Genomic DNA, 25,159 nt, shown 5'->3' with positions numbered 1-25,159 from the left:
ACCGGCCGTCGGGCGGTACGCGTCAGCGCGTCACTTGGCCAGCGTGGTGCCGGTCGAGCGCAGGTGCTCGCAGGCCTCCACGACGCGGGCGGCCATGCCGGCCTCGGCGGCCTTGCCCCAGACCCGCGGGTCGTACATCTTCTTGTTGCCGACCTCGCCGTCCACCTTGAGCACGCCGTCGTAGTTGCGGAGCATGTGGTCCGCGACGGGGCGGGAGAAGCAGTACTGGGTGTCGGTGTCGATGTTCATCTTCACCACGCCGTAGTCGAGCGCCTCGCGGATCTCCGACAGCAGCGAGCCGGAGCCGCCGTGGAAGACCAGGCTGAGCGGCTTCTCCTTGCCGTACTTGGCGCCGACCGCCTCCTGGATCTGGTTGAGGATCTCGGGGCGGAGCTTGACGTTGCCCGGCTTGTAGACGCCGTGCACGTTGCCGAAGGTCAGCGCCGCCATGTAGCGGCCCTTCTCGCCCAGGCCGAGCGCCTCCACCATGGCCAGGCCGTCCTCGACCGTGGTGTAGAGCTTGTCGTTGATGGCGTTCTCGACGCCGTCCTCCTCGCCACCGACGACGCCGACCTCGATCTCCAGGACGATCTTGGCCTCGGCGGCCCGGTCCAGCAGCTCGGCCGCGATCTCGAGGTTCTCCGCCACCGGCACGGCCGAGCCGTCCCACATGTGCGACTGGAACAGCGGCTCCTGGCCGGCGGCCACCCGCTCCTTCGAGACCTGCATGAGCGGCCGGACGAACTTGTCCAGCTTGTCCTTCGGGCAGTGGTCGGTGTGCAGGGCGATGTTGACCGGGTACTTCTTGGCGACCTCGTGCGCGTAGGCGGCGAACGCCACCGCGCCGGTCACCATGTCCTTGATCGAGGGTCCGGAGAGGTATTCCGCGCCACCGGTCGAGACCTGGATGATGCCGTCGCTCTCCGCGTCGGCGAAGCCCTTGAGCGCCGCGTTCAGGGTCTGCGAGGACGTCACGTTGATCGCGGGGTACGCGTACCGGCCGGCCTTGGCGCGGTCCAGCATCTCCGCGTAGGTCTCGGGGGAAGCGATGGGCATGTCGAACGCTCCTTACTTACCGCTCTCGGCCGTCGCCGGCCGCTGTTGTCCTTGGGTGCGCCGGACCGCGCTGTCCACCGTCGGCAGTATCCCGTAGAAGAGCGCCGCCGGCACAACCGACCCGGTACGCGCCCACCCCCCGGCGGCCGGCCTCACCGCTCCTCCCACCTGTCGGGCACCACCACGCTGATCAGCCAGGTGGCCACCGCCATCACGATGGCCCCCCAGAACGCGGCCCAGAAGCCCTCGACGTCGAAGGGCAGGTCCAGCCCCCGGGCGATCCAGTCGGTCAGCAGGAACAGCAGGGCGTTGACGACGAGCGCGAAGAGGCCGAGGGTGAGCAGGTAGAAGACGCAGCCGAACACCTTTATCAGCGGCTTGAGCACAGCGTTGACCACGCCGAAGATCACCGCCACGACGACGAGCGTGAGCGCGGTGTGGCCGCCGGACCGGCCGCTCACCTCCACCCCGGGCACGATCAGCGTGGTGATCCACAGCGCGACCGCCGTGATCGCCAGCCGGATGAGGAAGCCCACCAGGCCATCCTGGCACCGGTGCCGGCAGCCGGAGGGGCGATTCGGTCGACTCGGCTTCCGAGCGGCGGGCGGGCACAGCCCGTACGGTGTGTGGGGAACCGTCCGCCGAGATCCCGGGAGGGACTGATGGGTCAGCCCGACGAGGACTTCGCCCCCAGCGACCACCTCAGCCCGGAGGAGCGCGACATGGAGGCGGAGCCGGCCGACGCGGTGGAGCAGGCCGCCGCGATCGACCCCGGCGAGGCCGACGTCGAGCCCCAGCGCGGCCTGGAGGTCGACGACTGGGACGCCATGGAGCAGGCCCGGGTGGTCGCCGCCGACGAGGACGACTACCGCTGACGACGCGGCCCCCGGGCGGGACGCCCCGGTGACGTCCCGCCGAGGACGGCGCGGGCCGCCATCCAGCCGCCCGGCCAGGTGTGGCCTCGCCCGGAGGGTCAGCGCAACCGCTCGACCCGGTCCGGGTTCTGGGCCGCCCACTGCGCCAACCGGTCCTCGCGCAGGGCGGCGAGGAACGCCGGGGCCCGCTCCGGATCCGGCCGCAGCCGCCAGCCGGAGCGGTCGGGCGGCGCGACCGGGAGGCTGAGCCCCACCGGCTCGACGGACTTCAACTGCGGCAGCACCCCCACCAACCCGACCAGGGGCGCCCCGTCGACCGTCGTCAGGCGGGCGGCGTCGAGCAGCGAGTGGAGTCGGGCCGGGTTGGTCAGCGCACCCTGCTCGACGACCCGCCGGACCAGCCCCGCGGCGAAGAGCCGGGCGTGCCGGTCCCGGTCGGACGCGCCCCCGGGCAGCTCCAGCCGCTGGCGCAGCAGGTCCAGCGAGGCGGCCCCGTCGAGCCGCTGGCAGCCGGCCGGGAAGACCCGCCGGGTGTGGCTGGAGCGGACCTCGCGCGGCAGGCACACCTCGACCCCGCCGACCTCGTCGGTGAGCCGCCGCAGCGCCGGGTAGGTGAGCACCGCGCCCGCGTCGACGCGTACGCCGGTCAGGTCGCCGACCACCCGGCGGGTCAGGTCGTAGCCGCGGCCCGGGTCGGCCCCGCTCCGACCGGCGCCGTACGGGAACGCGGCGTTGAGCTTGCCGGTGCCGTGCCCTGGGATGGGCACCTCCAGGTCGCGGGGCAGCGAGACCAGGTAGACGCGGCTGCGGTCGGCCGGAACGTGCACCAGCAGCACCGAGTCCGCCCTGGAGCCCTCGGCCGTCGAGCCGTCCAGGCCGAGCAGCAGGACGTTCAGCGCGCCCGAGGGCGCCGGCGCGGCCGTCCCGGGGAGCAGCGTCGCGCCGGAGGCGACGCGGTCGGGGGCGAGCCGGGGCACCCCGACGCCCAGCACCGCGAGCAGGGCCAGCGCGACGCCCGCCGCCCGGAAGCGCCGTCGGCGTCGGCGGCGCACGGTGACGAGCCGGTCGATCTCGGCGCGCACCGGAGCGGCGGCGGGGGCCAGCGGCTCGTGCCGGGCGAAGGCGGCACGCAGGTCGTCCTCGATCATGAGCATGCCTCCACGTGTTCGGTCCGCAGCGTGGCCAGGGCGCGCGAGATGGACGAGCGGACGGTCCCGACGGCGCAGCCGAGGATGTCGGCGATCTCCGCGTCGGGCAGGTCCTCGTAGTAGCGCAGCACCAGCGTCGCCCGCTGCCGCCGCGGTAGCCGGGACAGCCAGGACCAGAGCTGGTCCCGGTCCACGGCGTGCTGGGCGTGGTCGACCGGCACCGGCACCGCGTCGTCGGGCTCGGCGCGCAGCAGCACCCGGCGCATCCACGATCCCCGCCGCCAGTCCACGTACTGGTTGGTCAGCATCCGGCGTACGTAGCGCTCCGGCGAGTCGGCACGGGCCACCCGACGCCAGTTGAGCTGGACCCGGACCATGGTGTCCTGCACCAGGTCCTGCGCCTGGTGCGGGTCGCCGGTCAGCATGACCGCGTACCGCAACAGCGCGGCCAACCGTGAGTCGGCGAACTCCTCGTACGTCACTGCACCTCCCGGGCTCCTGTTCCAGATGACGGACCCGGGCGGCCGGAACGTTGCGGCGATCCTGGCCAGCCGTTCGGTCGATGTTTGCCCTGGAAGCGGTTCGGGGACGGCGGCCAGTCCTTAAGATCCGCTGGCCACTCCTGGCACCCCCACGGGAGGGAACCCCCCACATGTTCAAGCACTCCAGCCGGCGCTGGCTGGCCGGGCTGGGCGTCGCAGGCGCGCTCGTCGCCGCCTCCGCCACCCCGGCCGTCGCCGAAGAGCCCGGCGACGAGCTTCTCCTCTACGCCAACAACGCGCTGGTCGCGCCGGGCGGCGAGGCCAAGTCCGTCACCCTGTACGCGTTCGCGGAGACGCTGCCCGAGAGGCTGACCCTCACCATCGACCGCGGCGCCGTCGACGGCTTCGCCACGGTCGTCCTCGGCGACCGGTTGCCGGGCTGCAAGGAGGCCGGTGCGGTCATCACCTGCGCCCTCGACGGCACCGAGATCACCGACTACCTGGTCAACCTGACCGTCACCGCGAAGGATGCCGCCGCGCCCGGCGACAAGGGCGAGCTCGTCCTGAGCGTGGCGGCGAAGGGCGTCCCCACCGCCACCGCACGGTCCACCGTCGAGGTCGGCGAGGGCGTCGACCTGAAGACGGAGCGCTCCCTGAAGTTCGCCGGCGACCCCGGCGCCACGGTCAAGGCGCCGCTCACGGTGGCCAACGTCGGCGACCGTCCCGCGCGCGGCACGGTGCTCTTCCTCGCCACGACCCCTGGTCTCGCCCCGGCGCGACGGCACTCGAACTGCTCCTACCTCTCGGAGTTCGGCAGCAACTTCGCCCAGTGCCACTTCGACGAGGAGCTTCCGCCGGGAGCCGCGCTCCAGCTCGACGACTCGTCCGCCCTGACGATCGCCTCCGACGCCTGGGCGCCGGGCCAGCAGTACGGCCAGGCGATGTGGTTCGCCAAGGGCGACTGGGACGAGTTCATTGGCGACTTCTCCGAGGCGGACTGGGAGAAGGGCAGCGGCAGCGCGCTGAAGCTGGTGCCGGCACAGGCGTCGCGGGCCCGCACGGTGAAGCAGACCGACAAGGACACGGCGAACAACGTCACCTGGATCGACACCACCGTCACCGGCGACCAGCGGGCCGACGTCGCCGCCACCGGCGCCGAGGTCACCGGCGCGGTCGGCGCGACGGTCACCGCCAAGGTCGGCTTCGTCAACAACGGGCCCGCGGTGATCAACTCGTACAGCCCGGGCGAGCTCCTGACCGGCGCCCTGGTCACCGTTCCCGCCGGCGCCACCGTGGTGGCGGCGCCCGACGAGTGCTCGCCGGGCACCGCCGAGGAGCCGACCGGCTCGTACGGCGAGCCGGGCGGCCGGATCTACTTCTGCGAGTGGTTCGAGCTGCGCCGCAAGGGCGAGGCGGCCGTCTTCGAGTTCGGCCTGCGGATCGACCGGGTCGGCGGCGCGCCGGGTTCGGTGCGGCTGCTGCACTTCGGCCCGGACGAGCCGGGGAAGGTCGTCGACCTCGACCCGAAGAACGACACCGCCGCGCTGGCCATCAAGGGCGCGACCGGTGGCGAGGGCGGCGGCGGTGACGACCCCGAGCTGCCGATCACCGGCGAGTCCACCGGCCTGATCGCCGGCGTCGGCGGCCTGCTGCTCGCCGCCGGCGTCGGCGGCTACCTGGTGGCGAAGCGCCGCCGGACCCGCTTCGTCGCCTGATCCACCCGCACCACCGGTGCCCCGCCGCCCACCCGGCCGGCGGGGCACCGCCACATCAAGCCTGACCGCCCGGAGCGGGCGGGGCTCCCCCGGAAACCCCACACCCCACGACCGAGCGAAAACGGGACGACGCAAGATCGAAGGTCCTGACACCATGGGCGCGTGCTGCTCACCCTGACCACCACGTACCGACCGGCGACCGACCTCGGTCACCTGCTGGTCAAGCACCCTGACCGCGCCCACTCCTTCGACGTTCCGGTCGGCACCGCGCACGTGTTCTACCCGGAGGCGGGCGAGCAGCGCTGCACCGCCGCGCTGCTGCTCGACGTCGACCCGTTGCGGCTGGCCGGCTCGGGGGGCAAGGGCCGCGGCCGGCAGCAGGCCCCGACCCCGGACGGCTTCACCCTCGGGCGGTACGTCAACGACCGGCCGTACGCCGCGTCCAGCCTGCTCTCCTCGGCGCTTTCCAGGGTGTACCGGTCGGCGCTGCGCGGCGAGTCCCGCGAGCGCCCGGAGCTGGCCCGTACGCCGATCCCGCTGGAGGTGCGGGTGCCGGTGCTGCGCTGCCGGGGCGGCGCGGACATGGCGGTCCGGATGTTCGCGCCGCTCGGCTGGGCGGTGACCGCCACCCCGATCCCGCTCGACGAGCGGCACCCGGAGTGGGGCGACAGCCGGTACGTCGACCTGACGCTGACCGGAACGCTGCGGGTCGCCGACGCGCTCAACCACCTCTACGTCCTGCTGCCGGTGCTGGACGACGCCAAGCACTACTGGGTGGCGCCGGACGAGGTCGACAAGCTGCTCCGGGCCGGCGAGGGGTGGCTGGCCGAGCACCCGGAACGCGGCACGATCACCCGCCGCTACCTGGCGCACCGGCGCGCGCTGGCGGGGCTGGCCCTGGCCCGCCTCGCCGAGCAGCGGCTGGCCGACGAGCCGGCCGGCGCCGAGGAGACGGTGGACGAGGCGACAGTGGACTCCGGCGGGGTCGCCGCCCGCCGCGCGTCGCTGGCGGCGCGCCGCCGGGAGGCCGTGCTCGGCGCGCTGGCCGGGGCGGGCGCGAGCCGGGTGCTGGACCTGGGCTGCGGCGGGGGCGCCCTGCTCGCGGCGCTGGTCGGCGACCGCCGGTTCACCGAGATCGTCGGCACCGACGTGTCCCCGCACGCGCTGGCCATGGCCGCCCGGCGGCTGCGGCTGGACCGGCTGCCCGAGCGGCAGCGGGACCGGGTCCGGCTCTGGCAGTCCGCCCTGACCTACCGGGACGACCGGCTGCGCGGCTACGACGCGGCGGTGCTGATGGAGGTGATCGAGCACGTCGACCCGCCGCGCCTGCCGGCGCTGGAGGACGCCGTCCTCGGCCACGCCCGCCCCGCCACCGTCGTGGTGACCACGCCCAACGTCGAGTACAACGTCCGCTACGAGGGGCTGCCCGCCGGGCGGTTCCGGCACGCCGACCACCGGTTCGAGTGGACCCGCGCCGAGTTCGCCGCCTGGGTCGACCGGGTGGCCGTCACCTACGGCTACACGGCCGCGATCGGCGGGGTCGGCGACGACGACCCCGAGGTCGGCGCCCCCACCCAGCTCGCCGTGCTGACCCGCAAGGAGACCCCGTGACCGTCCTCGACATCCCCGAGCTGGCCCTGGTCGCGCTGGTCGGCGTCTCCGGCTCCGGCAAGTCCACCTTCGCGCGCCGGCACTTCGCGCCCAGTCAGGTGCTCTCCTCCGACGCGTTCCGGGCGATGGTCGCCGACGACGAGAACGACCAGGCCGCCTCCGCCGACGCCTTCGAGGCGCTGCACCACGTCGCCGCCACCCGGCTGCGGCGGGGCCTGCTCACGGTGGTGGACGCGACGAACCTCCAGCCGCACGCCCGGGCCGCCCTGGTGCGGGTGGCCCGCGAGCACGACGTGCTGCCGGTGGCCGTCGTGCTGGACGTGCCGGAGGCGCTGGCGTGGGAGCGCACCGAGGGCCGCGCCGACCGCGCCTTCGGCCGGCAGGTGCTCGCCCGCATGCAGCGCGACCTGCGCCGCTCGTACAAGCTGTTGGCCCGGGAGGGCTTCCGCAAGGTGCACGTGCTGCGCGGCGTCGAGGAGATCGACGCCGCCGAGATCCGCTACGAGAAGCTGTTCAACGACCGGCGGGAGCTGACCGGGCCGTTCGACGTCGTCGGCGACGTGCACGGCTGCCGCGCCGAGCTGGAGACGCTGCTGACCCGGCTCGGCTGGGAGCTGCGCCGCGACGGGCTGGGCCGGCCGGTGGACGCGACGCACCCGGCGGGGCGTACCGCCGTCTTCGTCGGTGACCTGGTGGACCGCGGCCCGGACTCCCCCGGCGTGCTGCGCCTGGTGATGGGCATGGTCGCCGCCGGGCACGCGATCTGCGTGCCCGGCAACCACGAGCAGAAGCTGCTGCGCCGGCTGCGCGGCCGCGAGGTGCGGCTCACCCACGGGCTGGCCGAGACGATGGAGCAGCTGGCGGCCGAGCCGGACTCCTTCGTCGCCGAGGTGGCGACCTTCGTCGACGGCCTGGTCAGCCACTTCGTGCTCGACGGCGGGCGGCTGGTCGTCGCGCACGCCGGGCTGAAGGAGGCCTACCAGGGCCGGGCGTCGGGGCGGGTGCGGGCGTTCGCGCTGTTCGGCGAGACGACCGGCGAGACCGACGAGTACGGGCTGCCGGTGCGCTACCCGTGGGCGCGCGAGTACCGGGGCTCGGCGATGGTGGTCTACGGGCACACGCCCACCCCGGAGCCGGAGTGGGTCAACAACACCATCTGCATCGACACCGGATGCGTGTTCGGCGGCCGGCTCACCGCGCTGCGCTACCCGGAGCGGGAGCTCGTCTCGGTGCCGGCGGAGCGGGAGTGGTACGCCCCGGCCCGGCCGCTGACCGCCGCCCCGGCCCGACCCGACCAGGTGCTGGAGCTGGCCGACGTGACCGGCCGGCGGCACGTCGAGCACGCGTACGGGTCGCTGACCGTGCCGGCGGAGAACGCGGCGGCGGCACTGGAGGTGATGAGCCGGTTCGCCGTCGACCCGCGCTGGCTGGCCTGGCTGCCGCCGACGATGGCGCCCTGCTCGACGGCCACGGCGGGCGACTTCCTGGAGCACCCGGCGCAGGCGTTCGCCGACTACCGCGCGGCGGGCGTGGACCGGGTGGTCTGCGAGGAGAAGCACATGGGCTCGCGGGCGGTGGTGCTGGTCTGCCGGGAGGCCGACGGCGGGCCGTTCGGTCCCGGCGGCGGGGTGGTGCACACCCGCACCGGCCGGCCGTTCTTCGGCGAGCCGCTCGACGCGCAGCTGCTCGACCGGGTACGCGCGGCGGTCGGCGGCGCCGGGCTCTGGGAGGAGTTGGAGACCGACTGGCTGCTGCTCGACTGCGAGCTGCTGCCCTGGTCGGCGAAGGCGGGCGCGCTGATCCGCGAGCAGTACGCCGGGGTCGGCGCCGCCGGCCGGGCCGCGCTCCCCGCCGCGCTGGCCGTGCTGGAGGCGGCGGTCGGTCGGGGCCTGCCCGTGGCGGGGCTGCGTGACCGGACGGCCCGCCGCCGGGACGAGATCGTCGCCTACTCCGACGCCTACCGGGCGTACGTGGGGCCGACGGACGGGCTGCGCGGGGTGACCCTGGCCCCGTTCGCGGTGCTGGCCGGCGCGAGGGCCAGCTACGCCGACCGGGACCACGGCTGGCACCTCGGGCTGGCCGACCGGCTCTGCGCGGCGGACCCGGAGTTCTTCACGCCCACCCGCCGGCAGGTGGTGGACCTGGCCGATCCCGAGGCCGAGGCGGCGGCCACGCGGTGGTGGCTGGCGCTGACGGCGGCCGGCGGCGAGGGCATGGTGGTGAAGCCGTACGCCGGGCCGGCCGCCCGCTCCGAGCGGGGCTCGCTGCTCCAGCCGGGGATCAAGTGCCGGGGCCGGGAGTACCTGCGGATCATCTACGGTCCCGGCTACGACGAGCCGGAGCAGCTCGCCGCGTTGCGCCGCCGGTCGCTGGGGCGCAAGCGGGGGCTGGCGCTGCGCGAGCACGGGCTGGGGCTGGCGGCGTTGGACGCGCTGGTCGCCGGCGCGCCGCTGTGGCGCCGGCACGAGCTGGTTTTCGCGATCATGGCGTGCGAGTCCGAGCCGGTCGATCCCCGGCTGTAGGGGTGCCGGTGTGACGTCGAGCACCGATGCGCCGGGCCGCCACCTAGACTACGGACGTTCCGTCCCGTCCCCTGACCGGCATCCATCGGAGGTCGCCTCGTGCCGACGCCCACCACCACCCTGGCCCTGGGGCCGAGCTGGCTCGATCCAGAGGTGTTGATCTCGACGTTCGGGCTGATCGGCATCCTGGTCATCGTCTTCGCCGAGTCCGGCCTGCTGATCGGGTTCTTCCTGCCGGGCGACTCGCTGCTGTTCACGGCGGGGCTGCTCACCGCCGACGGGAAGTACATCACCTACCCGCTGTGGCTGGTCTGCCTGCTCATCACCCTCGCGGCGATCGCCGGCGACCAGGTCGGTTACGCGTTCGGCCGCAAGGTCGGCCCGGCGCTCTTCCGCCGGCCGAACTCCAAGCTGTTCAAGCAGGAGAACGTGCTCAAGGCGCACGACTTCTTCGAGAAGTACGGCGCGCGCTCGATCGTGCTGGCCCGTTTCGTGCCGATCGTGCGGACGTTCACGCCGATCGTGGCCGGGGTCAGCCGGATGAACTACCGCACCTTCGTCGTCTACAACGTGATCGGCGGCATCCTCTGGGGCACGGGCGTGACCGTGCTCGGCTATTTCCTTGGCCAGATCCCGTTCGTCAAGGCGAACATCGAGATGATCCTGATCGGCATCGTGGCGCTCTCGGTCATCCCGATCGCCGTCGAGCTGCTACGGGCGCGGCTGGCCGCCCGGCGCGGCACCACGCCGCAGGAGCGGGCCGCAGCCGAGGAGGCGATCCGGGAGACCCGCGAGCACTACGGCAAGCACTGACCGACCGGCCGTCCGGTGCCGTCCCCGGTCGGGGCTGGCACCGGACGATCGGCAACGGTCAGCGGGCCTTCTTGGTGGCGCGCTTGCGCGGCGGGGTCAGCAGATCCGCGATCGTGGCGATCGCGGTCGGCACCAGCCGGTAGTAGGCCCAGACACCGCGCTTCTCCCGCTCCAGCAAGCCGGCCTCGGTGAGGATGCGCAGATGGTGACTGACCGTCGGCTGCGAGAGGCCGAGCGGCGCGGTCAGGTCGCACACGCACGCCTCGCCCTCGGGCGCCGACTGGATCAGGCTGAGCAGCCGCAGCCGAGCGGGGTCGGCGAGGGCCTTGAGGACCCCGGCGAGACGCTCGGCATCGGCACGTTCGATCGGCTCGCCGGCAAGCGGCGAGATCTGAGGCATGGTCATTTCAGCCAACGCAGTTCCCACGTATTCCATCCTTCCACCAGCAGCATCGATCCGCCTGCATATCGGCGAATCCGAATAGGCAGACTTTTACGCCACAAGGCCGAGGTCAGCCAACGTATAGGCCGCCCGATAAGGCAGTCCGGCGGCTCGCACCGCGTCGCCGGCGCCACGATCAACAATAACCGCCACACCGGCGATCTCGGCCCCGACCTCGCGAAGGGCCTCGACCGCCGTCAACACGCTGCCCCCGGTGGTGGAGGTGTCCTCCACCGCCAGCACGCGCCGGCCCGCCACGTCCGGCCCCTCGATCCGGCGCTGGAGCCCGTGCGCCTTGCCGGCCTTGCGGACCACGAACGCGTCCAGCGGATGATCGGTCGCGGACGAGGCGTGCAGCATCGCCATCGCCACCGGGTCGGCGCCCAGGGTCAGACCGCCCACCGCGTCGTAGTCCCAGTCGGCGGTCAGCTCGCGCATCACCCGGCCCACCAACGGAGCGGCCTGGTGATGGAGCGTGACGCGGCGCAGATCGACGTACCAGTCCGCCTCGCGCCCCGAGGAGAGCACCACCCGGCCGTGGACCACCGCCAGGTCGGTAATGAATTTACGCAGGTCGTCGCGGTCCCCCATGGCGATAGAGGGTACTGCTCAAGTCTGTGAGCCGCGTGCCGGGTCCACCCGGGATCAGCCCTGGGGGCGACCGATGGATGGCAATGGGTCGCTACGCTGAGCGACCGTTCAGGCGGCGGGGCGGCCGATCGACGCCGGCCGACGGCGTGCGGCGGCCCGGGCCCGGTGGTCAGCCGACGTCGCGGCCGATGCGGCCCCGGGTGTCGCGGGCCACCGCCTCCAGCAGCCGCCGCGGCGCGTGCCGCAGGCCGGCGACGGCCAGCTTGTACTTCCAGGCGGGGACGCTGACCAGCTTGCCTTTCCGCAGGTCACGTAGGGCCTCGGCGACCACGTCGTCGGCCCGCAGCCACATCCACTCCGGGGTCTTCGACATGTTGATGCCGGCCCGGTCGTGGAACTCCGTACGCGTGTAGCCGGGGCAGAGCGCCATCACGCGGACGCCGAACGGCCGCGCGGACTGGCCGACGGACTCGCTGAAGTTGGTCACCCACGCCTTGCTGGCCGAGTAGGTCGATCCCGGCATCACCGCGCCGAACCCCGCCACGGAAGAGACATTTATCACTGCCCCGCGCCGTCGCTCGGTCATCGGTCGAAGCGCCGCGAGGGTCAGCCGCATCACGGCGTGCACGTTGAGCCGCAGCAGCCGCGCCTCGTCCTCGGCGGACGACCGCAGGAACGGGGTGTTCAGGCTGATGCCCGCGTTGTTGACCAGCAACTCGACCGAGCCGTCGGCCAGTCGCCGCTCGACGGCCGCGCAACCGTCGTCGGTGGACAGGTCGGCCGGGATCGTCTCGACCTGCCGGCCGTGCCGCGCGGTCAACTCCGCCGCCGTGTCGGCCAGCCGGGCGGCGTCCCGCGCGACCAGCACCAGGTCCCAGCCCTCCGACGCCAGCCGGCGGGCGAAGGCGGCGCCGATGCCGGCGGTCGCTCCGGTGATCAGGGCCCGCCGCCCGGGGGCCGGCTCGTCGTGCGTCACGGGCGGTCCTCACCTCGGCGGTACGGGGGCGCGGGCGGCGCGCCGGGCGACTGGTGCCCCGGGTGCGGGGCGGGTGGTGCCGGGGACCACCGCGGGACCGGCGCCAGGGGTCGCCGACGGAACCAGGCGTTCGCCGCCGGCAGGGCCAGCAGCGTTGCTACCACAAGGTAACCGAGCACCTGGCCGACGGAAAGCCCCGCGCCCAGCGGAATCCACCAGGACGGGTACGCGTCGTCGACGAGGCCCAGCAGCTCGGCCGTCGACCGGTCGTCCGCGCCCAGTCGCAGCGGGGCGGCGCGCTGCCCCACCAGGACCGCCGTCGCGCAGCAGCCGAGGACGAGCCCGAGCCCGGACACCACCCAGGTCGCGGTGCGCGCGCCGCCGCGGCGGGCCCGCAGGCCGAGGGCGAGGCCGGCGAGGAGCAGCCCCGCCAGCAGGCTCACCACCGCGGTGAGCACCATGGACACGCGCAGCAGGGTGACCACGCGGTCGACCTCGTCCGCGCCGGCCGAGGTGCCCTGGGCCGCGTCGCGGAACCGGGCCACGGTGCCGCCCAGGGTCACCGCGCCGGCGGCGGCGTGCGCCAGGGCGGCCACCGCCATCAGGATCAGCACCGCCACGGCCAGCGTGACCACGGTCGGGCGGCGGGCCGGCGCCAGCTCGGGCTGCGACACGACGAGTCCCTCCGGTAGGCGTCGGATGCAACCTACTCGGAGGGACCGTCGGCGTCGCTGTTATCGACCGGTCAACTCACCGGCGGCGGCGTCGGGCCGGGGCGGTCCGAGCCGGGCTGGTCGCCGCCCGGGTTCGTCCCCGGCTGGCCGGGCTGGTCCCCGCCGTACGGCGACTGGCCGGGCTGGCCAGGGGTCTGCGGGTAGCCGGGCTGACCGGGGGTCTGCGGGTAGCCCGGCTCACCCGAGGTCTGCGGGTAGCCCGGCTCACCGGAGGTCTGCGGGTGACCCGGGTAGGACGCGCCCGGCACCGGCGGCTCCCACGCCTGCTTCGGCTTGCGGAAGAACTCGTTGGCCTTCGGCAGCGCCAGCAGGATCAGCGCGGCGAGCAGCGCGAGCAGCCCGATCACGCCGACCAGCGTGGAGACCGGGGTGACCCAGCCGGGCAGCGCCTCGTCCAGGCGGCGCTGGATCTCCTCCGGGCTCGGCCCGTCGCCGGTGCCCTGGCCGGTCCCGCCGAAGCCGCCGCCGGCGAGGCCGCTGGCCAGGCCGCCGCCCGTGCAGCAGACCAGGATGCCACCGAGGACCCAGGTGGTGATGCGGGCCCCGTTGCTGCCCCGGTTGTTGAACACGCCGAGCACGGCGAGCACCACCGCGAGCAGGAGCAGGAAGATGGAGGTGCCGATGGTGATGAACGTGGTGATGTCGGCGAGGTTCTGCGTGCCGTTGGCGGCGGTGCCCCGGTAGGCCTCGTCGAGCACCTCGGAGACCGTGCCCAGCGTGCTGAGCGTGATGATGATGCCGATGAGCTGGGTCAGCGCGAACAGCCACAGCAGATACGTGGAAATGGTCACCACACCCGGCCGGGTGCGGGCCGGCGTGTTGTGGGAATCGACCATGATTCTCCTTCCCTAGATCGCGGTCACACCGTATCGAGATCGGGCCAGTCGGGCACGGCAGCGGACACCGACCCGCCGTACCGGGTGCGGGTGACGGGACCTGGGCGGGCGCGGATCGGCGGGGCTAGTAGCCGCGCCACTCCGCGCGGGCGTACTCCAGCACGCGGGGCTGGAGCAGGGTGGAGGCCGGCACGTCGACGCGGCGGCGGTCGGCGGGAAAGGCCCCGGCGGCGGCCAGCGTCGCCGCGTCGAGGAAGCGCAGCTCCGGCGCGTCCGGCGGCAGGGCCAGGGCGGGCGCGGTCGCGCCGGGGGCGGCGAGCAGGAAGCCCCAGTCGCCGAAGGACGGCACGTCCACGTGGTACGGCGTGGTGGCGAAGCCCGCCTCGCGCAGCGACGCCTCGATCGACCAGTACGACCGGGGTGCGAAGTACGGCGAACCGGACTGCACGACCAGCCGGCCGCCCTCGGCGAGCACCGCCCGCACCAGCGCGTAGAACTCGACCGTGTAGAGCTTCGCCGTGGCCGTCTCGTCCGGGTCGGGCAGGTCGGCCACCACGACGTCGAACCGGTCGGCGGCGGTACGCAGCCAGGAGAACGCGTCGGCGTGCACCACCCGCACCCGGGGGTCCTCGAACGCCGCGCCGTTGAGCCGGCGCAGCTGCGGCTCGCTGCGGGCCAGCGCCACCACCGCCGGGTCCAGGTCCACCACGGTGACCCGCCGGACGTCGGGATAGCGCAGCAGCTCGCGTACGGCGAGGCCGTCCCCCGCGCCGAGCACCAGCACCTCGCCGCGCGGGCCGTTCAACGCCGGATGCACCAGCGCCTCGTGGTAGCGGTACTCGTCGACGGAGCTGAACTGGAGGTCGCCGTTGAGGAAGAGCCGCAGGTCGGTGCCGGCGCGCCCGGTCTCGGCGACCGACCGGGTGAGCACGATCTCCTGGTAGCGGCTGCGCTCGGCGTGCACCACCGGGTCCCGGTAGAGCTGCTGGCGGGCCGTCAGCTCGAAGTCGTGCGCGGTCACCCACGCGTACCCGAGGCAGAGGAAGACCACGACGCTGCCGGCGCCGAGCGCGACGCGCGCCCGACGGCTCAGCTCCCGCCGGAAGACCGTGCAGACCAGCGCGAGCCCGGCCACGGCGTTCACCGCACCGACCACCAAAGCGCCCTTGAGCTGGCCGAACACGGGCAGCAGCAGGAACGGGAAGGCCAGCCCGCCGAGCAGCGCGCCGACGTAGTCGGCGGCGAACAGGTCGGCCACCGCGCTGCCGGCGGCCTGCTCCCGGATGCGTTGCAGCAGCACCATCAGCAGCGGGATCTCCGCGCCGATCAGCAGGCCGAGCACGAAGGCGGTGGCGATCAGCGCCGGGCCGTAGAGGTCCAGCCAGGCGAAGGCCGCGTAGAGGCCGAGCACGGAGAGCCCGCCGAGCAGCGCCAGGGCCAGCTCGATGGCGGCGAACGCGGCGGCGGCCCGGGGCTGGAACGGCTTCGCGGCGAGCGCGCCGACGCCCATCGCGAACACCATCACGCCCAGCACGATCGACGCCTGGCCGACCGTGTCCCCGATCAGGTAGCTGCCGAGGGCGACCAGGGCCAGCTCGTAGACCAGGCCGCAGGCGGCGCAGACGAAGACCGCGACGAGCACCGCCGCGCGGGACAGCGGCCACCGCGCGGGCGGTGCCGGCGCGTCGACGGTCACCGCCCCTCCGACGTACGCCGGCCGGCGCGCTGTCGGGCAGCGGTCGACGCCTGACGCCCCTCGGCCTGGCGGCGGCGCTGCCACAGGCCGACGGCGACGAACAGCCCGGTGACGAGCAGCAGGCCAACGGCGGCGAGCAGGTAGCCCCAGCGGTCCCGCCACAGGTCGCTGCCGGCGTCGGGGAGCCGCTGCGCCGGCTCGGCTCCCGTCGGGGCCGCAGTGGCGGCCGGCTCGACCGCGCCCGCCTCGGCGGCGAGCAGCGGCAACATCACGGCGGCCCGGGTGACGGCCCAGCCCGGATCGTCGATGAAGACCTTCTCGGTGATCCCGAGCCGCTCCAGGCCGTTGGCGATCTGCGTCAGGTCCGCCGGGGAGAAGTCGCCGGAGCCGTTGACGTCGACGTAGGCGTTGTCCTCGCTGTCGCTGCTCGACGACGGGTAGTAGATCCGGGCGCTCACCTGCAGCCAGCGCGGACAGGACGGGTTGTCCTCGACCGCCACCCCGGCGCCGAGGTTGGAGCCGACGCTGACCGGGTCGCCGTAGCCGAAGTAGTCCGTCAGCTCCCAGCCGTAGCAGACGCCCTGGCTGGCCGAGGAGCGCGAGAGGACGGCCAGGGTGTCGTCGCGCTCCTGCGCGGTCGGCGCCGGCACGTCGGTGTCCCCGTCCCGGTTGAGCACGCCGGCGAGCACACAGCCGGCGACCACCACCGCGACGCTCACCCAGATGACCCAGGCGGTCGCCTTCGAGTTCTGGGGCTTGGCCGGCGGGCGCTTGGCGGTGCTCATCAGCTGATCGCGGCGGCGATGATCGCGCCTGTGGCCAGGTGGACGACGGCGGAGACCCAGACCGCCGGGTGCGGCTGCGGGTCAACCAGGATCTCGCCCAGCTTGCCCGGCGTGGCCACGTCGAGCAGCACGAAGGCCGCCGCCATGATGACCAGGCCCAGGATCCCGTACGCGGACGCGCCGACGATGCCGAGCACGAAGTCGTCGTCGCTGGCGGCGATCGCGGCGACCACGATGACGCCGACGCCGGCCAGGTTGGAGGCGAGCAGCAGCGCGGCGTTGCGGTTGCGTTCGGTCCAGATCAGGTGGTTGAGCCGGCCGGGGGTGGCGAGGTCCACCAGGACGTAGCCGATGCCCATCAGCAGGACGCCGACCGCCCCGTAGGCGAGGGTGACCAGCAGATCGGTGACGAGGGTCTGCACAGGAGGCTCCAGGGTGAGGGGGGTCGGTGCGTCACTTGCCGCTGCCGGGGCCGCCGCCCCGGACGGTGCTGCCACGGCCCCAGCCCCAGTGCGAGCCGACCGTGGAGTGGTAACGGGGATAGGCGGTGCGCATGCGCTCCAGCAGGATCACCGAGCCGGCGACGGTCGGCAGGATCACCACGGAGTCGTCGTCGTAGCGCAGGTAGACGCCGCTGCCGTCGACGTACTGGTCCGCCGGCTTCCAGGCGTCGGTGACCTCCTTGGCCACCTGGCTCGGCGCGAGGGGCGAGGTGTAGGCGACCGCGTCCCGGCCGATGTCCCGGCTCGCCGACCGGGTGTACCGGTCCTCCACGAAGCCGCGCGGCGAGAAGTTGCCGTAGAAGATGGCGAAGGCCGCGACCAGCGCGCCGATGACGGCGAACGCCACCCCCACCACGAACCAGCGTCGGTACGTCATCGCAGTGCCACCACCGTCTCGGTCAGGACCAGCTCGTTGGTCTGGGGATACGCGTGCCAGGTGCGCCAGGCGAGGGCGCCGTCCGGCGGGTCGGGGCGCACCGACAGCGCGGTCACCGCGTCGACGTCGCCGGGGAAGACCCCCACCAGCGCGTACGGGTCGTCGGCCAGCTCGGCGCGCAGCGCACCGACCCGGTCGCTCAGCCCGGTGCCCGCCGGCCGCAGGACGGTGGCGGTGAAGCGGTAGCCGTTCGTGTCGTCCCGCACCGTGGCGGGCAGCTCGGGCGGGCGGCCGGGCAGGCAGGCGACCGTCTCGGTCAGCGCGGCGCCGGGGGCGCGCAGGACCACCTGGTGCGAGGCGCCGAGCAGGCGCAGCCGCAGCCGGACACCGCCGGGCAGGTCGAGGTCGAGCACGTGCAGCGCGGGCAGCTCGTCGTCGCCGAGGGCCAGGCTGAGGTCGGCGGCGCTGGTGTCGACGTACGGGGCGTCGAGGGTGACCAGCATCAACCCACCTCGGACTGCGGATAGATCATCACGTCGGCGCGGTGCAGCACCTCGCCCAGTGCCACCTCCCAGCCCGCCTCGCCGTAGGCCTCGAAGGAGAGCCGGGCGCCGCCGGGCGCCTGGTAGTCGTGGTACCGCATGGTGCCGTTGGGGTCGAGGCCGGTGGTGCCGGTCGCGGTGTAGCGGGCCTGGCCGGACTCGTCCCAGTTGTAGCGGCGACCGGCGAAGTCGATCGTCGGCGCGCCCGGGGTGACGGTGGCGCCCGGCTCGGCCGCCCAGAGCACCAGCTCCAGCTCCGGGTCCTCCTCCACGGAGAGCCAGCGGCGCAGCCCCGCCGCGTCGTCGAGCAGGTGCTCGGCCCAGCTCCAGCCGCCCTCGACGAGGCGGATCGAGCCGCGCACGGCGTACGACGTGCCGCGGATCTCGACGATGTCGCCGGGCTTCAGCCGCCGGGGGTCGCCGCGCAGCGCGTCGGCGTCCCGGTCGCGCAGCGGGTCGACCGGGCTCGGGTGGGCCTTCGGCCGGGACCTGGCCCGACGCAGGGCCACCACGGCGACCACCACCCCGGCCACCCCGACCAGACAGCCCACCGCCGTCAGCAGGTACGCCACCGACCCGTCCACGACCACCTCCCCAGGTACGTCGGCGGAGACGGTAACAACCCCGCGCACCTGGGGAAACCTGCTGCCGGCTGAGTGAATGGCCAGTCACACCACGTGCCCGTCCGATCAGGATCGGACAGGGGCGCCCCGGGCCTGGCCGGGTCAGCCTCGGCCGAGGCGCTCGGCCGCGTACTCGCGCAGGGTGGTGCGGCCCATGACGCAGCCGGTGAAGGTGCCGAACTCCGCCGGATCGTCGCCCAGCGCCGTCCAGGCCGCCCGCCCCGCCGGGGGGTCGACGTGCTCCAGCAGCGTGGCGGCGTAGACGCGGCCGGCCGGGGTCGCCTCGGCGAGCAGCCGGTCGAGGCGCGCGCGTACGCCCTCGGGGTCGTCGCCCAGCGCGGCCTCGACCCGCCGGTACGCCTCGGTCACCGGCAGCAGCGTGCCCGCGATCCCGACCCCGCCGAACGCCACCGTGTCGGCCCCCCGCAGCTCCTCGAGGGCCGCCGCGAGCTCCCGGTCCCCGCCCTTCCGCCTCATCCCGAACATCCCCGGATCCTTCCCCGACCACCCCCACCCCACCCTGTTGACCATGAAATTGTTGCCCGCCGGTTCGGCGAGCCGCGACGACAACCTCATGGTCAACGCACCCGGGGTGGGGTGGGGAGGCGGTCAGGGGGTGGCGAGCGTCAGGGAGTCCCTGCTGTCGGACAGGTCGAACCGGACGGTGTCGCCGTCGCGGATCCGGCCGGCCAGCAGGGCCTTGGCGAGCTGGTCGCCGATCGCCGTCTGGACCAGGCGGCGCAGCGGCCGGGCCCCGTAGATCGGGTCGTAGCCGTGCTCCGCGAGCCAGGTGCGGGCGGCGTCGGTGATGTCGAGTGCCAGCCGGCGGTCGGCGAGACGGTTCCGCAGCCGCGTCAGCTGGATGTCCACGATCGCCCGCAGGTCGTCACCGCGCAGCGCGGCGAAGACCACGATGTCGTCGAGCCGGTTGAGGAACTCCGGCTTGAAGTGCGAGCGGACCACCGCGAGGACGCCCTCCCGCCGCTGCTCCTCGGCCAGCGTCAGGTCGCCGATGACCGAGGACCCGAGGTTGGAGGTGAGGATCAGGATGGCGTTGCGGAAGTCCACCGTGCGGCCCTGACCGTCGGTGAGCCGGCCGTCGTCGAGCACCTGGAGCAGGATGTCGAAGACGTCCGGGTGGGCCTTCTCGACCTCGTCCAGCAGGATCACCGAGTACGGCCGGCGACGCACCGCCTCGGTGAGCTGGCCGCCCTCCTCGTAGCCGACGTAGCCGGGCGGGGCACCGACCAGCCGGGCGACGGAGTGCTTCTCGCCGTACTCGCTCATGTCGATGCGGACCATGGCCCGCTCGTCGTCGAAGAGGAACTCGGCGAGGGCCTTGGCCAGCTCGGTCTTGCCGACGCCGGTCGGGCCGAGGAAGAGGAAACTGCCGGTCGGGCGGTCGGGGTCGGCGACCCCGGCCCGGGCGCGGCGGACCGCGTCGGCGACCGCGCCGACCGCCTCGGCCTGGCCGACCACGCGGGCGGCCAGCGACTCCTCCATCCGCAGCAGCTTGGCGGTCTCGCCCTCCAGCAGCCGGCCGGCGGGGATGCCCGTCCAGGAGGCGACCACGGCGGCGATGTCGTCCGCGCCGACCTCCTCCTTGAGCATCGCGCCGTCGGCCTGGAGCCGGGCCAGCTCCTCCTCGGCCTGCTTCAGCTCGGCCTTCAGGGCGGGGATCCGGCCGTAGCGCAGCTCGGCGGCGCGCTCCAGCTCGCCGTCGCGCTCGGCCCGCTCGGCCTCGCCGCCGAGCCGCTCCAGCTCCTCCTTGGCGGTGGAGAGCTTGGTGATGTGGCTCTTCTCCAACTGCCAGCGCTCCGACAGGGCGGTGAGCTGCTCGCGCTTGTCGGCCAGCTCCTTGCGCAGCCGCTCCAGGCGCTCGGCGGAGGCGGCGTCCGGCTCCTTGGCCAGCGCCATCTCCTCGATCTCCAGCCGGCGCACCGCCCGCTCGATCTCGTCCACCTCGACCGGCCGGGAGTCGATCTCCATGCGCAGCCGGGACGCGGACTCGTCGACCAGGTCGATCGCCTTGTCGGGCAGGAAGCGGTCGGTGATGTAGCGGTCGGAGAGGGCGGCGGCGGCGACCAGGGCGGCGTCGGTGATGCGTACGCCGTGGTGCACCTCGTAGCGCTCCTTGAGCCCGCGCAGGATGCCGATGGTGTCCTCGATGGTCGGCTCGCCGACCAGCACTGGCTGGAAGCGGCGCTCCAGGGCGGGGTCCTTCTCGATGTGCTCGCGGTACTCGTCGAGCGTGGTCGCGCCGACCATCCGCAGCTCGCCGCGCGCCAGCATCGGCTTGAGCATGTTGCCGGCGTCCATCGAGCCCTCGCCCTTGCCGGCGCCGACGACGGTGTGCAGCTCGTCGAGGAAGGTGATGACCTGCCCGTCGGAGTTCTTGATCTCCTCCAGGACCGACTTCAGCCGCTCCTCGAACTGGCCCCGGTACGACGCGCCGGCGACCATCGCGCCCAGGTCGAGCGAGACGAGCTTCTTGTCCCGCAGCGACTCGGGCACGTCGCCGGCCACGATCCGCTGGGCCAGGCCCTCCACGATCGCGGTCTTGCCGACGCCGGGCTCGCCGATCAGCACCGGGTTGTTCTTGGTCCGCCGGGACAGCACCTGGATCACCCGGCGGATCTCCGAGTCCCGGCCGATGACCGGGTCGATCTTGCCGTCGCGGGCGCTGGCGGTGAGGTCGACGCCGTACTTGGCCAGGGCCTGGTAGGTCTGCTCGGGGTCGGCGGTGGTGACCCGCCGGTCCCCGCCGCGCACGGTGGGGAAGGCCGCCACCAGGTTCTCCTCGGTGGCGCCGGCGTTCTTCAGCGCGACGGAGACCGCGCCGCCCACGCGGGCCAGGCCGGCGAGCAGGTGCTCGGTGGAGGTGTACTCGTCGCCGAGCGGGCGCGCGATCTGCTCGGCCGCCCCGATGGCGTTGACGAACTCCCGGGCCAGGGTCGGCTCGGCGATGCTGGAGCCGCGCGCGGCGGGCAGGGCGTCGACCGAGCGCTGGGCGACCCGGCGCAGCTCGGCGGGGTCGGCACCGACGGCGCGCAGCAGGCCGGCGGCCGTCGAACCGTCGGTGTCCAGCAGCGCCAGCAGCAGGTGCCAGGGCTCCACGGTGGCGTGACCGCGCTGGTTCGCCATCGCGACGGCACCGGTGATGGTCTCGCGGCTCTTGGTGGTGAGTCGTTCCGTGTTCATGGGCTCCCCCGGATCGGCGTGTCCACTGGGAAGGACACAACCAGAGTTGAGCCTATTCCGCTCAACCCTGGCCGCGTGAGCTGGATCACTCAGGTCGACGCCAGCGCCCGAACTCGCCCGGCACGGGCGGCGGGCCGGGCAGCGGGGGATCGGTCGCGGTCAGCCCCGCCAGCAGCAACGCGAGCTGCCGGCGGCGCAGCTGCCCGGTGCGCTCCGGGTCCGGTACGCGGATCGCGGCGCACCCCTCCAACAACAGCGCGACGTCGTGGACCACCACGTCGGGGCGGAGCCGCCCGGTGGCGTGCGCCCGCCCGACCAGCGCCTCGGCCAGCTCGCCGGCGCGGGCGGCGTCCCGCCCCATCTCCTCGGTCGGCGTGAAGGTGCCGGCGAGGCGCACGGTCAGCGAGTGCACGTCGGCGTCCACGAGCCGCTCCAGGAAGCCGGCGAGGGCCGACCAGGCGTCCGGCTCCGCCAGCGCCTCCTCGGCCTCGGCGACGTACCGGCGCAGCCCGTCGTGGCACAGTCGCCGCAACAGGTCCTCCTTGCCCGCGTACCGCCGGTAGAGGGCGCTGATGCCGACGCCGGCGCGTTCGGCGACGGCGGCGATCGGCGCCCGCGGATCGTCGAGGAAGACGGCGCGGGCCGCGTCGAGGATGACTTCGTCGTTGCGGGCGGCCTGGGCGCGGCGGCCCGCGAGCGGGCTTCGGGTCGGGTTCGGCATGTCGTCGAGGATAACAGTGGAACGGATCGTTCCGCTCTGCTACAGTGAAACGGAACGAAACATTCTGTTCCGAAGGAGTCACCATGACGGACCACGCCATCCGCCCGTACCGCGTCGAGATCCCGCAGGCCAAGCTCGACGACCTGGCGGACCGGCTGCGCCGGACGCTGTGGCCCACGGACGCGGCCGGCGTGGACGCGTCGTACGGCGTCACCAGCGAGCGGGTCCGGGCGCTGGCCGCCTACTGGCTCGACGGGTTCGACTGGCGGGCGGTGGAGGCGCGGCTCAACAGCCACCCGCAGTTCGTCACCGAGATCGACGGCGAGCAGATCCACTTCCTGCACGTCCGCTCCTCGCGGGCGGACGCCGTCCCGCTGATCCTCACCCACGGCTGGCCCGGGACGGTGGTCGAGTTCCTCGACCTGATCGCCCCGCTCACCGAGCCCGAGGACCCGGCGGCGCCCGCGTTCCACCTGGTCGTGCCGTCGCTGCCGGGCTTCGGGTTCTCCGGGCCGACGCGCGGCACCGGCTGGGGCTGCCACCGCACCGCCCGCGCCTGGGTGGAGCTGATGGACCGCCTCGGCTACGAGCGGTACGGCGCCGTCGGCAACGACGCGGGCTCGATGATCTCGCCGGAGATGGGCCGGATCGCCCCGGAGCGGGTGCTCGGCGTGCACGTCACCCAGCTCTTCTCGATGCCCACGGGCGACCCGGCCGAGTTCGCCGGCCTCTCCGAGGACGACCAGGCGGCGCTCAAGCACCTCCAGTGGTTCTACGAGAACATGTTCTCGTTCAACGTCCTGCTCAGCCAGCAGCCGCAGACCCTGGCGTACGCGCTGTGCGACTCCCCGGTCGGGCTGCTCGCCTGGAACGCCCAGCTCCTCGGGGAGAGCCTCGACTTCGACTTCGTCCTGGCCAACGTGGCGATCTACTGGCTCACCGGCACGGCCGGCTCCGCGCTGCGGTTCTACTACGAGGACGCCCACGCCCCCCGGCAGCCGAGCGAGCCCACCACCGTCCCGATCGGGGTGGCCATGTTCGCCGGTGACTTCCAGTCGATCCGGCGCTTCGCCGACCGGGACCACGGCAACATCGTCAGCTGGAACTCGTACGACCCGGGCCTGCCGACCGGCGGCCCCCGCGACGCCGCCGGGCACTACGCCGCCCACCAGGCGACGGACCTACTGGTCACCGACGTCCGGGGCTTCTTCGCCGGCCTGAGCTGACGCCGCCCCGCCCCTGATGCCCGCCCCGCCACCGGGGCGGGCATCGGCGTCCGGGCGTCCCGCTCGCCGGTCGACGTGGAGCCTGGGCGGGCGACGCGCGACGAGGACCCGGCCCGACCCGACGACGCGACGGTTTCGCCACGCTCCGTGATCGAGGCCGACATTGGCACGCAGGAACTACAGCGCCGCCCCGCCGCCGGCGGCCCGGGAGTTCTGCCAGGTGACCGGGTTTCGGCGGGTCGTCGGGTAACAGATCATCGCCATCGCCGCGTTGACCGCCCGCGCCAATTCGCCGGATCATTTTCGCGCGGCTCGACGCTAATGGCGCTCACCGTCCGTCAACGGCGTTGACCCATCGATAATCGCCGACTAATTTTCTGCTCGACGGAAGCGCCTGAGGCTTCCGCGACGAGAATGCGGGGAAATCGAAAATGGCAGTTTCGCCAAAGGTCAAGGCGTCCCTCGTGACTGCGGCCGCCGTCGGACTCGCGTTGGCGGCGACGCCGGCGAACGCGCTGGCGGCACCCAAGGCCGGCGGAGAGACGGCGACCGCGACGTCCACCACCGCGGCGACGAGCTCGTGCGGGACCGGCCGCGTCGAGTCCATCGCCAACAACCTCCCCATCCGCGCCTGGGCCTCCCACAGCGCGCCCGTCATCACCTGGGCGCAGAAGGGCTACCAGTACAACTGCGATCAGTTCGACCCCTACACGCTCGGCGACCGGTACACCGCCTGCGGCGTGAGCAATGCCAATGGCTGGCTCTGGATCGCCTTCAACGACGGAACCTGGGGGGTCGCCTACATGACCTGCCTCAAGGACGTGTAGGGCATTCTCGCGACTGACCGAAAACGCGACTGACGGCGGGCTGTCTCCGGCGACCAACAGGGTGGTCGGAGACAGTCCGCAACCAGAACACCAACCTTTACTGCGCTCGAGCAATTGCCTTACAACAGATTCGAGCAGGCCCCACCAGCTCGTTGAGCAGGCACAATCGGAATAAGCCACAGTTCCCGCCCGAAGCAGCCCGTACGGGGATGATTCCGCACCAAGATCCCGCGCTGCGGGCAGGCGGTAGCCTTGTTCACGTGCGCGTACGTGTCGAACAGACCGCCCTGCCTGGCATCGGAGTCCGTCACGATCTGTTGACGGAGTCCGGTCGCCGCCTCGGCGTGGTCTCCCACCGCAATGGCCGCCGTGACCTCGTCCTGTACGACCCGGACGATCCCGACTCATGTCAGCACGACATACCGCTGACCGACGACGAGGCGGAGGCGCTCGCCGACATCCTCGGCGCGTCCCTGATGCTCGGCCAGTTGTCCGGGCTCCGGGAGCAGGCCGCCGGGCTGCTCACCGAGCAGATCGCCATTCCGGCCGGCTCGAAGTACGTCAACCGGAAGCTCGGGGACACGCAGGCACGTTCCCGCACGGGCGCCTCCATCGTGGCGGTCCTGCGTCACGGCGAGGTGAACGTCTCGCCGGAGCCCTCCTTCCGCTTCGCCGCCGGTGACGTGGTCGTCGTGGTCGGGACCCGCAAGGGGCTCGACGGAGTGACCGCCATCCTTGCCGACAGCGACCCGGACGGCTGAGGCGCGGATGCACGAAACGACAACGCTGCTCGTCGAAGTCGGCGCACTGCTCTTCCTGCTCGGTCTCCTCGGCCGGCTGAGCCGTCGCATCGGTCTC

The 25,159-nt window shown here is 73.3% G+C and carries 26 protein-coding genes; 8 read left to right on the top strand and 18 right to left on the bottom strand.

All coding sequences use genetic code 11. From position 1 onward, the window contains the following. Positions 1 to 30: 30 nt before the first annotated feature. Complete coding sequence (fbaA, locus tag ACWENR_RS08735) at positions 31 to 1,056, bottom strand: class II fructose-bisphosphate aldolase (protein ID WP_452276423.1); 1,026 nt, start codon at positions 1,054 to 1,056, stop codon at positions 31 to 33. Between the two features lie 152 nt (positions 1,057 to 1,208). Next, a complete protein-coding gene (locus ACWENR_RS08730) occupies positions 1,209 to 1,592 on the bottom strand; it encodes a phage holin family protein (protein ID WP_452276422.1) in 384 nt (127 codons plus the stop codon). Positions 1,593 to 1,718: 126 nt separating this feature from the next. Here ACWENR_RS08730 and ACWENR_RS08725 point away from each other — a divergent pair, with 126 nt between their 5' ends. Next, a complete protein-coding gene (locus ACWENR_RS08725) occupies positions 1,719 to 1,931 on the top strand; it encodes a hypothetical protein (RefSeq protein WP_452276421.1) in 213 nt (70 codons plus the stop codon). 98 nt (positions 1,932 to 2,029) lie between these two features. Here ACWENR_RS08725 and ACWENR_RS08720 read toward each other — a convergent pair whose 3' ends face one another. Together ACWENR_RS08720 and ACWENR_RS08715 are read right to left on the bottom strand one after the other, a co-directional pair. Then, on the bottom strand, positions 2,030 to 3,085 hold the full coding sequence (locus tag ACWENR_RS08720; protein ID WP_452276420.1) for an LCP family protein: 1,056 nt from the start codon (positions 3,083 to 3,085) through the stop codon (positions 2,030 to 2,032). Beyond that, positions 3,076 to 3,561 (bottom strand): SigE family RNA polymerase sigma factor, encoded by a 486-nt coding sequence (locus tag ACWENR_RS08715; RefSeq protein WP_452276419.1) that lies wholly within the window; start codon positions 3,559 to 3,561, stop codon positions 3,076 to 3,078. Before ACWENR_RS08715 ends, ACWENR_RS08720 begins: the two co-directional genes overlap by 10 nt. A gap of 170 nt (positions 3,562 to 3,731) precedes the next feature. Between ACWENR_RS08715 and ACWENR_RS08710 the strand changes: the two genes are divergently transcribed. From ACWENR_RS08710 to ACWENR_RS08695, 4 genes are all read left to right on the top strand, one after another. Continuing rightward, on the top strand, positions 3,732 to 5,276 hold the full coding sequence (locus ACWENR_RS08710) for an LPXTG cell wall anchor domain-containing protein (protein ID WP_452276418.1): 1,545 nt from the start codon (positions 3,732 to 3,734) through the stop codon (positions 5,274 to 5,276). 162 nt (positions 5,277 to 5,438) lie between these two features. Next, positions 5,439 to 6,887 carry a 3' terminal RNA ribose 2'-O-methyltransferase Hen1 gene (locus ACWENR_RS08705; protein ID WP_452276417.1) on the top strand — a complete coding sequence of 483 codons (1,449 nt, stop codon included), beginning with the start codon at positions 5,439 to 5,441 and terminating at the stop codon, positions 6,885 to 6,887. Further along, a complete protein-coding gene (locus tag ACWENR_RS08700) occupies positions 6,884 to 9,409 on the top strand; it encodes a polynucleotide kinase-phosphatase (RefSeq protein WP_452276416.1) in 2,526 nt (841 codons plus the stop codon). Before ACWENR_RS08705 ends, ACWENR_RS08700 begins: the two co-directional genes overlap by 4 nt. A gap of 99 nt (positions 9,410 to 9,508) precedes the next feature. Next, on the top strand, positions 9,509 to 10,222 hold the full coding sequence (locus ACWENR_RS08695) for a DedA family protein (RefSeq protein ID WP_452276415.1): 714 nt from the start codon (positions 9,509 to 9,511) through the stop codon (positions 10,220 to 10,222). A gap of 58 nt (positions 10,223 to 10,280) precedes the next feature. On the opposite strand, the gene ACWENR_RS08690 is transcribed toward ACWENR_RS08695, so the two are convergent. The 14 genes from ACWENR_RS08690 to ACWENR_RS08625 all read right to left on the bottom strand — a co-directional run bounded on the left by ACWENR_RS08690 (position 10,281) and on the right by ACWENR_RS08625 (position 22,248). After that, a complete protein-coding gene (locus ACWENR_RS08690) occupies positions 10,281 to 10,658 on the bottom strand; it encodes an ArsR/SmtB family transcription factor (RefSeq protein ID WP_007073957.1) in 378 nt (125 codons plus the stop codon). Positions 10,659 to 10,715: 57 nt separating this feature from the next. Next, positions 10,716 to 11,255, bottom strand: a complete 540-nt coding sequence (gene pyrE, locus ACWENR_RS08685; RefSeq protein WP_452276414.1) for an orotate phosphoribosyltransferase — start codon at positions 11,253 to 11,255, stop codon at positions 10,716 to 10,718. A 169-nt stretch (positions 11,256 to 11,424) separates the two neighbouring features. Further along, a complete protein-coding gene (locus ACWENR_RS08680; protein ID WP_452276413.1) occupies positions 11,425 to 12,231 on the bottom strand; it encodes an SDR family NAD(P)-dependent oxidoreductase in 807 nt (268 codons plus the stop codon). After that, positions 12,228 to 12,905, bottom strand: coding sequence for a hypothetical protein (locus ACWENR_RS08675; protein WP_452276412.1), 678 nt, complete (start codon positions 12,903 to 12,905; stop codon positions 12,228 to 12,230). Before ACWENR_RS08675 ends, ACWENR_RS08680 begins: the two co-directional genes overlap by 4 nt. 71 nt (positions 12,906 to 12,976) lie before the next feature. After that, the gene (locus ACWENR_RS08670; RefSeq protein WP_452276411.1) at positions 12,977 to 13,801 is read right to left on the bottom strand and encodes a hypothetical protein; all 825 of its coding nucleotides are present in this window, start codon (positions 13,799 to 13,801) and stop codon (positions 12,977 to 12,979) included. Positions 13,802 to 13,925: 124 nt separating this feature from the next. Next, a complete protein-coding gene (locus tag ACWENR_RS08665; protein ID WP_452276410.1) occupies positions 13,926 to 15,497 on the bottom strand; it encodes a polyamine aminopropyltransferase in 1,572 nt (523 codons plus the stop codon). After that, the gene (locus ACWENR_RS08660; protein WP_452276409.1) at positions 15,494 to 16,282 is read right to left on the bottom strand and encodes a hypothetical protein; all 789 of its coding nucleotides are present in this window, start codon (positions 16,280 to 16,282) and stop codon (positions 15,494 to 15,496) included. The genes ACWENR_RS08665 and ACWENR_RS08660 overlap by 4 nt, the downstream gene beginning before the upstream one ends. Then, complete coding sequence (locus ACWENR_RS08655; protein WP_452276408.1) at positions 16,282 to 16,704, bottom strand: DUF350 domain-containing protein; 423 nt, start codon at positions 16,702 to 16,704, stop codon at positions 16,282 to 16,284. The genes ACWENR_RS08660 and ACWENR_RS08655 overlap by 1 nt, the downstream gene beginning before the upstream one ends. 31 nt (positions 16,705 to 16,735) lie before the next feature. Further along, positions 16,736 to 17,161, bottom strand: coding sequence for a DUF4247 domain-containing protein (locus tag ACWENR_RS08650; protein ID WP_452276407.1), 426 nt, complete (start codon positions 17,159 to 17,161; stop codon positions 16,736 to 16,738). Next, positions 17,158 to 17,664, bottom strand: a complete 507-nt coding sequence (locus ACWENR_RS08645) for a DUF2617 family protein (RefSeq protein WP_452276406.1) — start codon at positions 17,662 to 17,664, stop codon at positions 17,158 to 17,160. Before ACWENR_RS08645 ends, ACWENR_RS08650 begins: the two co-directional genes overlap by 4 nt. After that, positions 17,664 to 18,287 carry a DUF4178 domain-containing protein gene (locus ACWENR_RS08640; protein ID WP_452276442.1) on the bottom strand — a complete coding sequence of 208 codons (624 nt, stop codon included), beginning with the start codon at positions 18,285 to 18,287 and terminating at the stop codon, positions 17,664 to 17,666. Before ACWENR_RS08640 ends, ACWENR_RS08645 begins: the two co-directional genes overlap by 1 nt. 141 nt (positions 18,288 to 18,428) lie before the next feature. After that, a complete protein-coding gene (locus tag ACWENR_RS08635; protein ID WP_452276405.1) occupies positions 18,429 to 18,812 on the bottom strand; it encodes a hypothetical protein in 384 nt (127 codons plus the stop codon). A gap of 123 nt (positions 18,813 to 18,935) precedes the next feature. Further along, a complete protein-coding gene (gene clpB / locus ACWENR_RS08630) occupies positions 18,936 to 21,527 on the bottom strand; it encodes an ATP-dependent chaperone ClpB (RefSeq protein ID WP_452276404.1) in 2,592 nt (863 codons plus the stop codon). A gap of 85 nt (positions 21,528 to 21,612) precedes the next feature. Continuing rightward, positions 21,613 to 22,248, bottom strand: coding sequence for a TetR/AcrR family transcriptional regulator (locus ACWENR_RS08625; protein ID WP_452276403.1), 636 nt, complete (start codon positions 22,246 to 22,248; stop codon positions 21,613 to 21,615). A gap of 83 nt (positions 22,249 to 22,331) precedes the next feature. Here ACWENR_RS08625 and ACWENR_RS08620 point away from each other — a divergent pair, with 83 nt between their 5' ends. From ACWENR_RS08620 to ACWENR_RS08610, 3 genes are all read left to right on the top strand, one after another. Then, entirely contained in the window at positions 22,332 to 23,474 is a 1,143-nt protein-coding gene (locus ACWENR_RS08620; protein WP_452276402.1) for an epoxide hydrolase family protein, read from the top strand. 464 nt (positions 23,475 to 23,938) lie between these two features. After that, on the top strand, positions 23,939 to 24,301 hold the full coding sequence (locus ACWENR_RS08615; protein ID WP_452276401.1) for a hypothetical protein: 363 nt from the start codon (positions 23,939 to 23,941) through the stop codon (positions 24,299 to 24,301). Positions 24,302 to 24,561: 260 nt separating this feature from the next. Then, on the top strand, positions 24,562 to 25,062 hold the full coding sequence (locus ACWENR_RS08610) for a cation:proton antiporter regulatory subunit (protein WP_452276400.1): 501 nt from the start codon (positions 24,562 to 24,564) through the stop codon (positions 25,060 to 25,062). The last annotated feature ends 97 nt before the right edge of the window (positions 25,063 to 25,159 follow it).

The sequence above is a fragment of the Micromonospora sp. NPDC004336 genome, from assembly GCF_053602615.1.
Note: the sequence above shows the minus strand (reverse complement) of the source record. Positions and strands in the feature narration are given on the sequence as shown.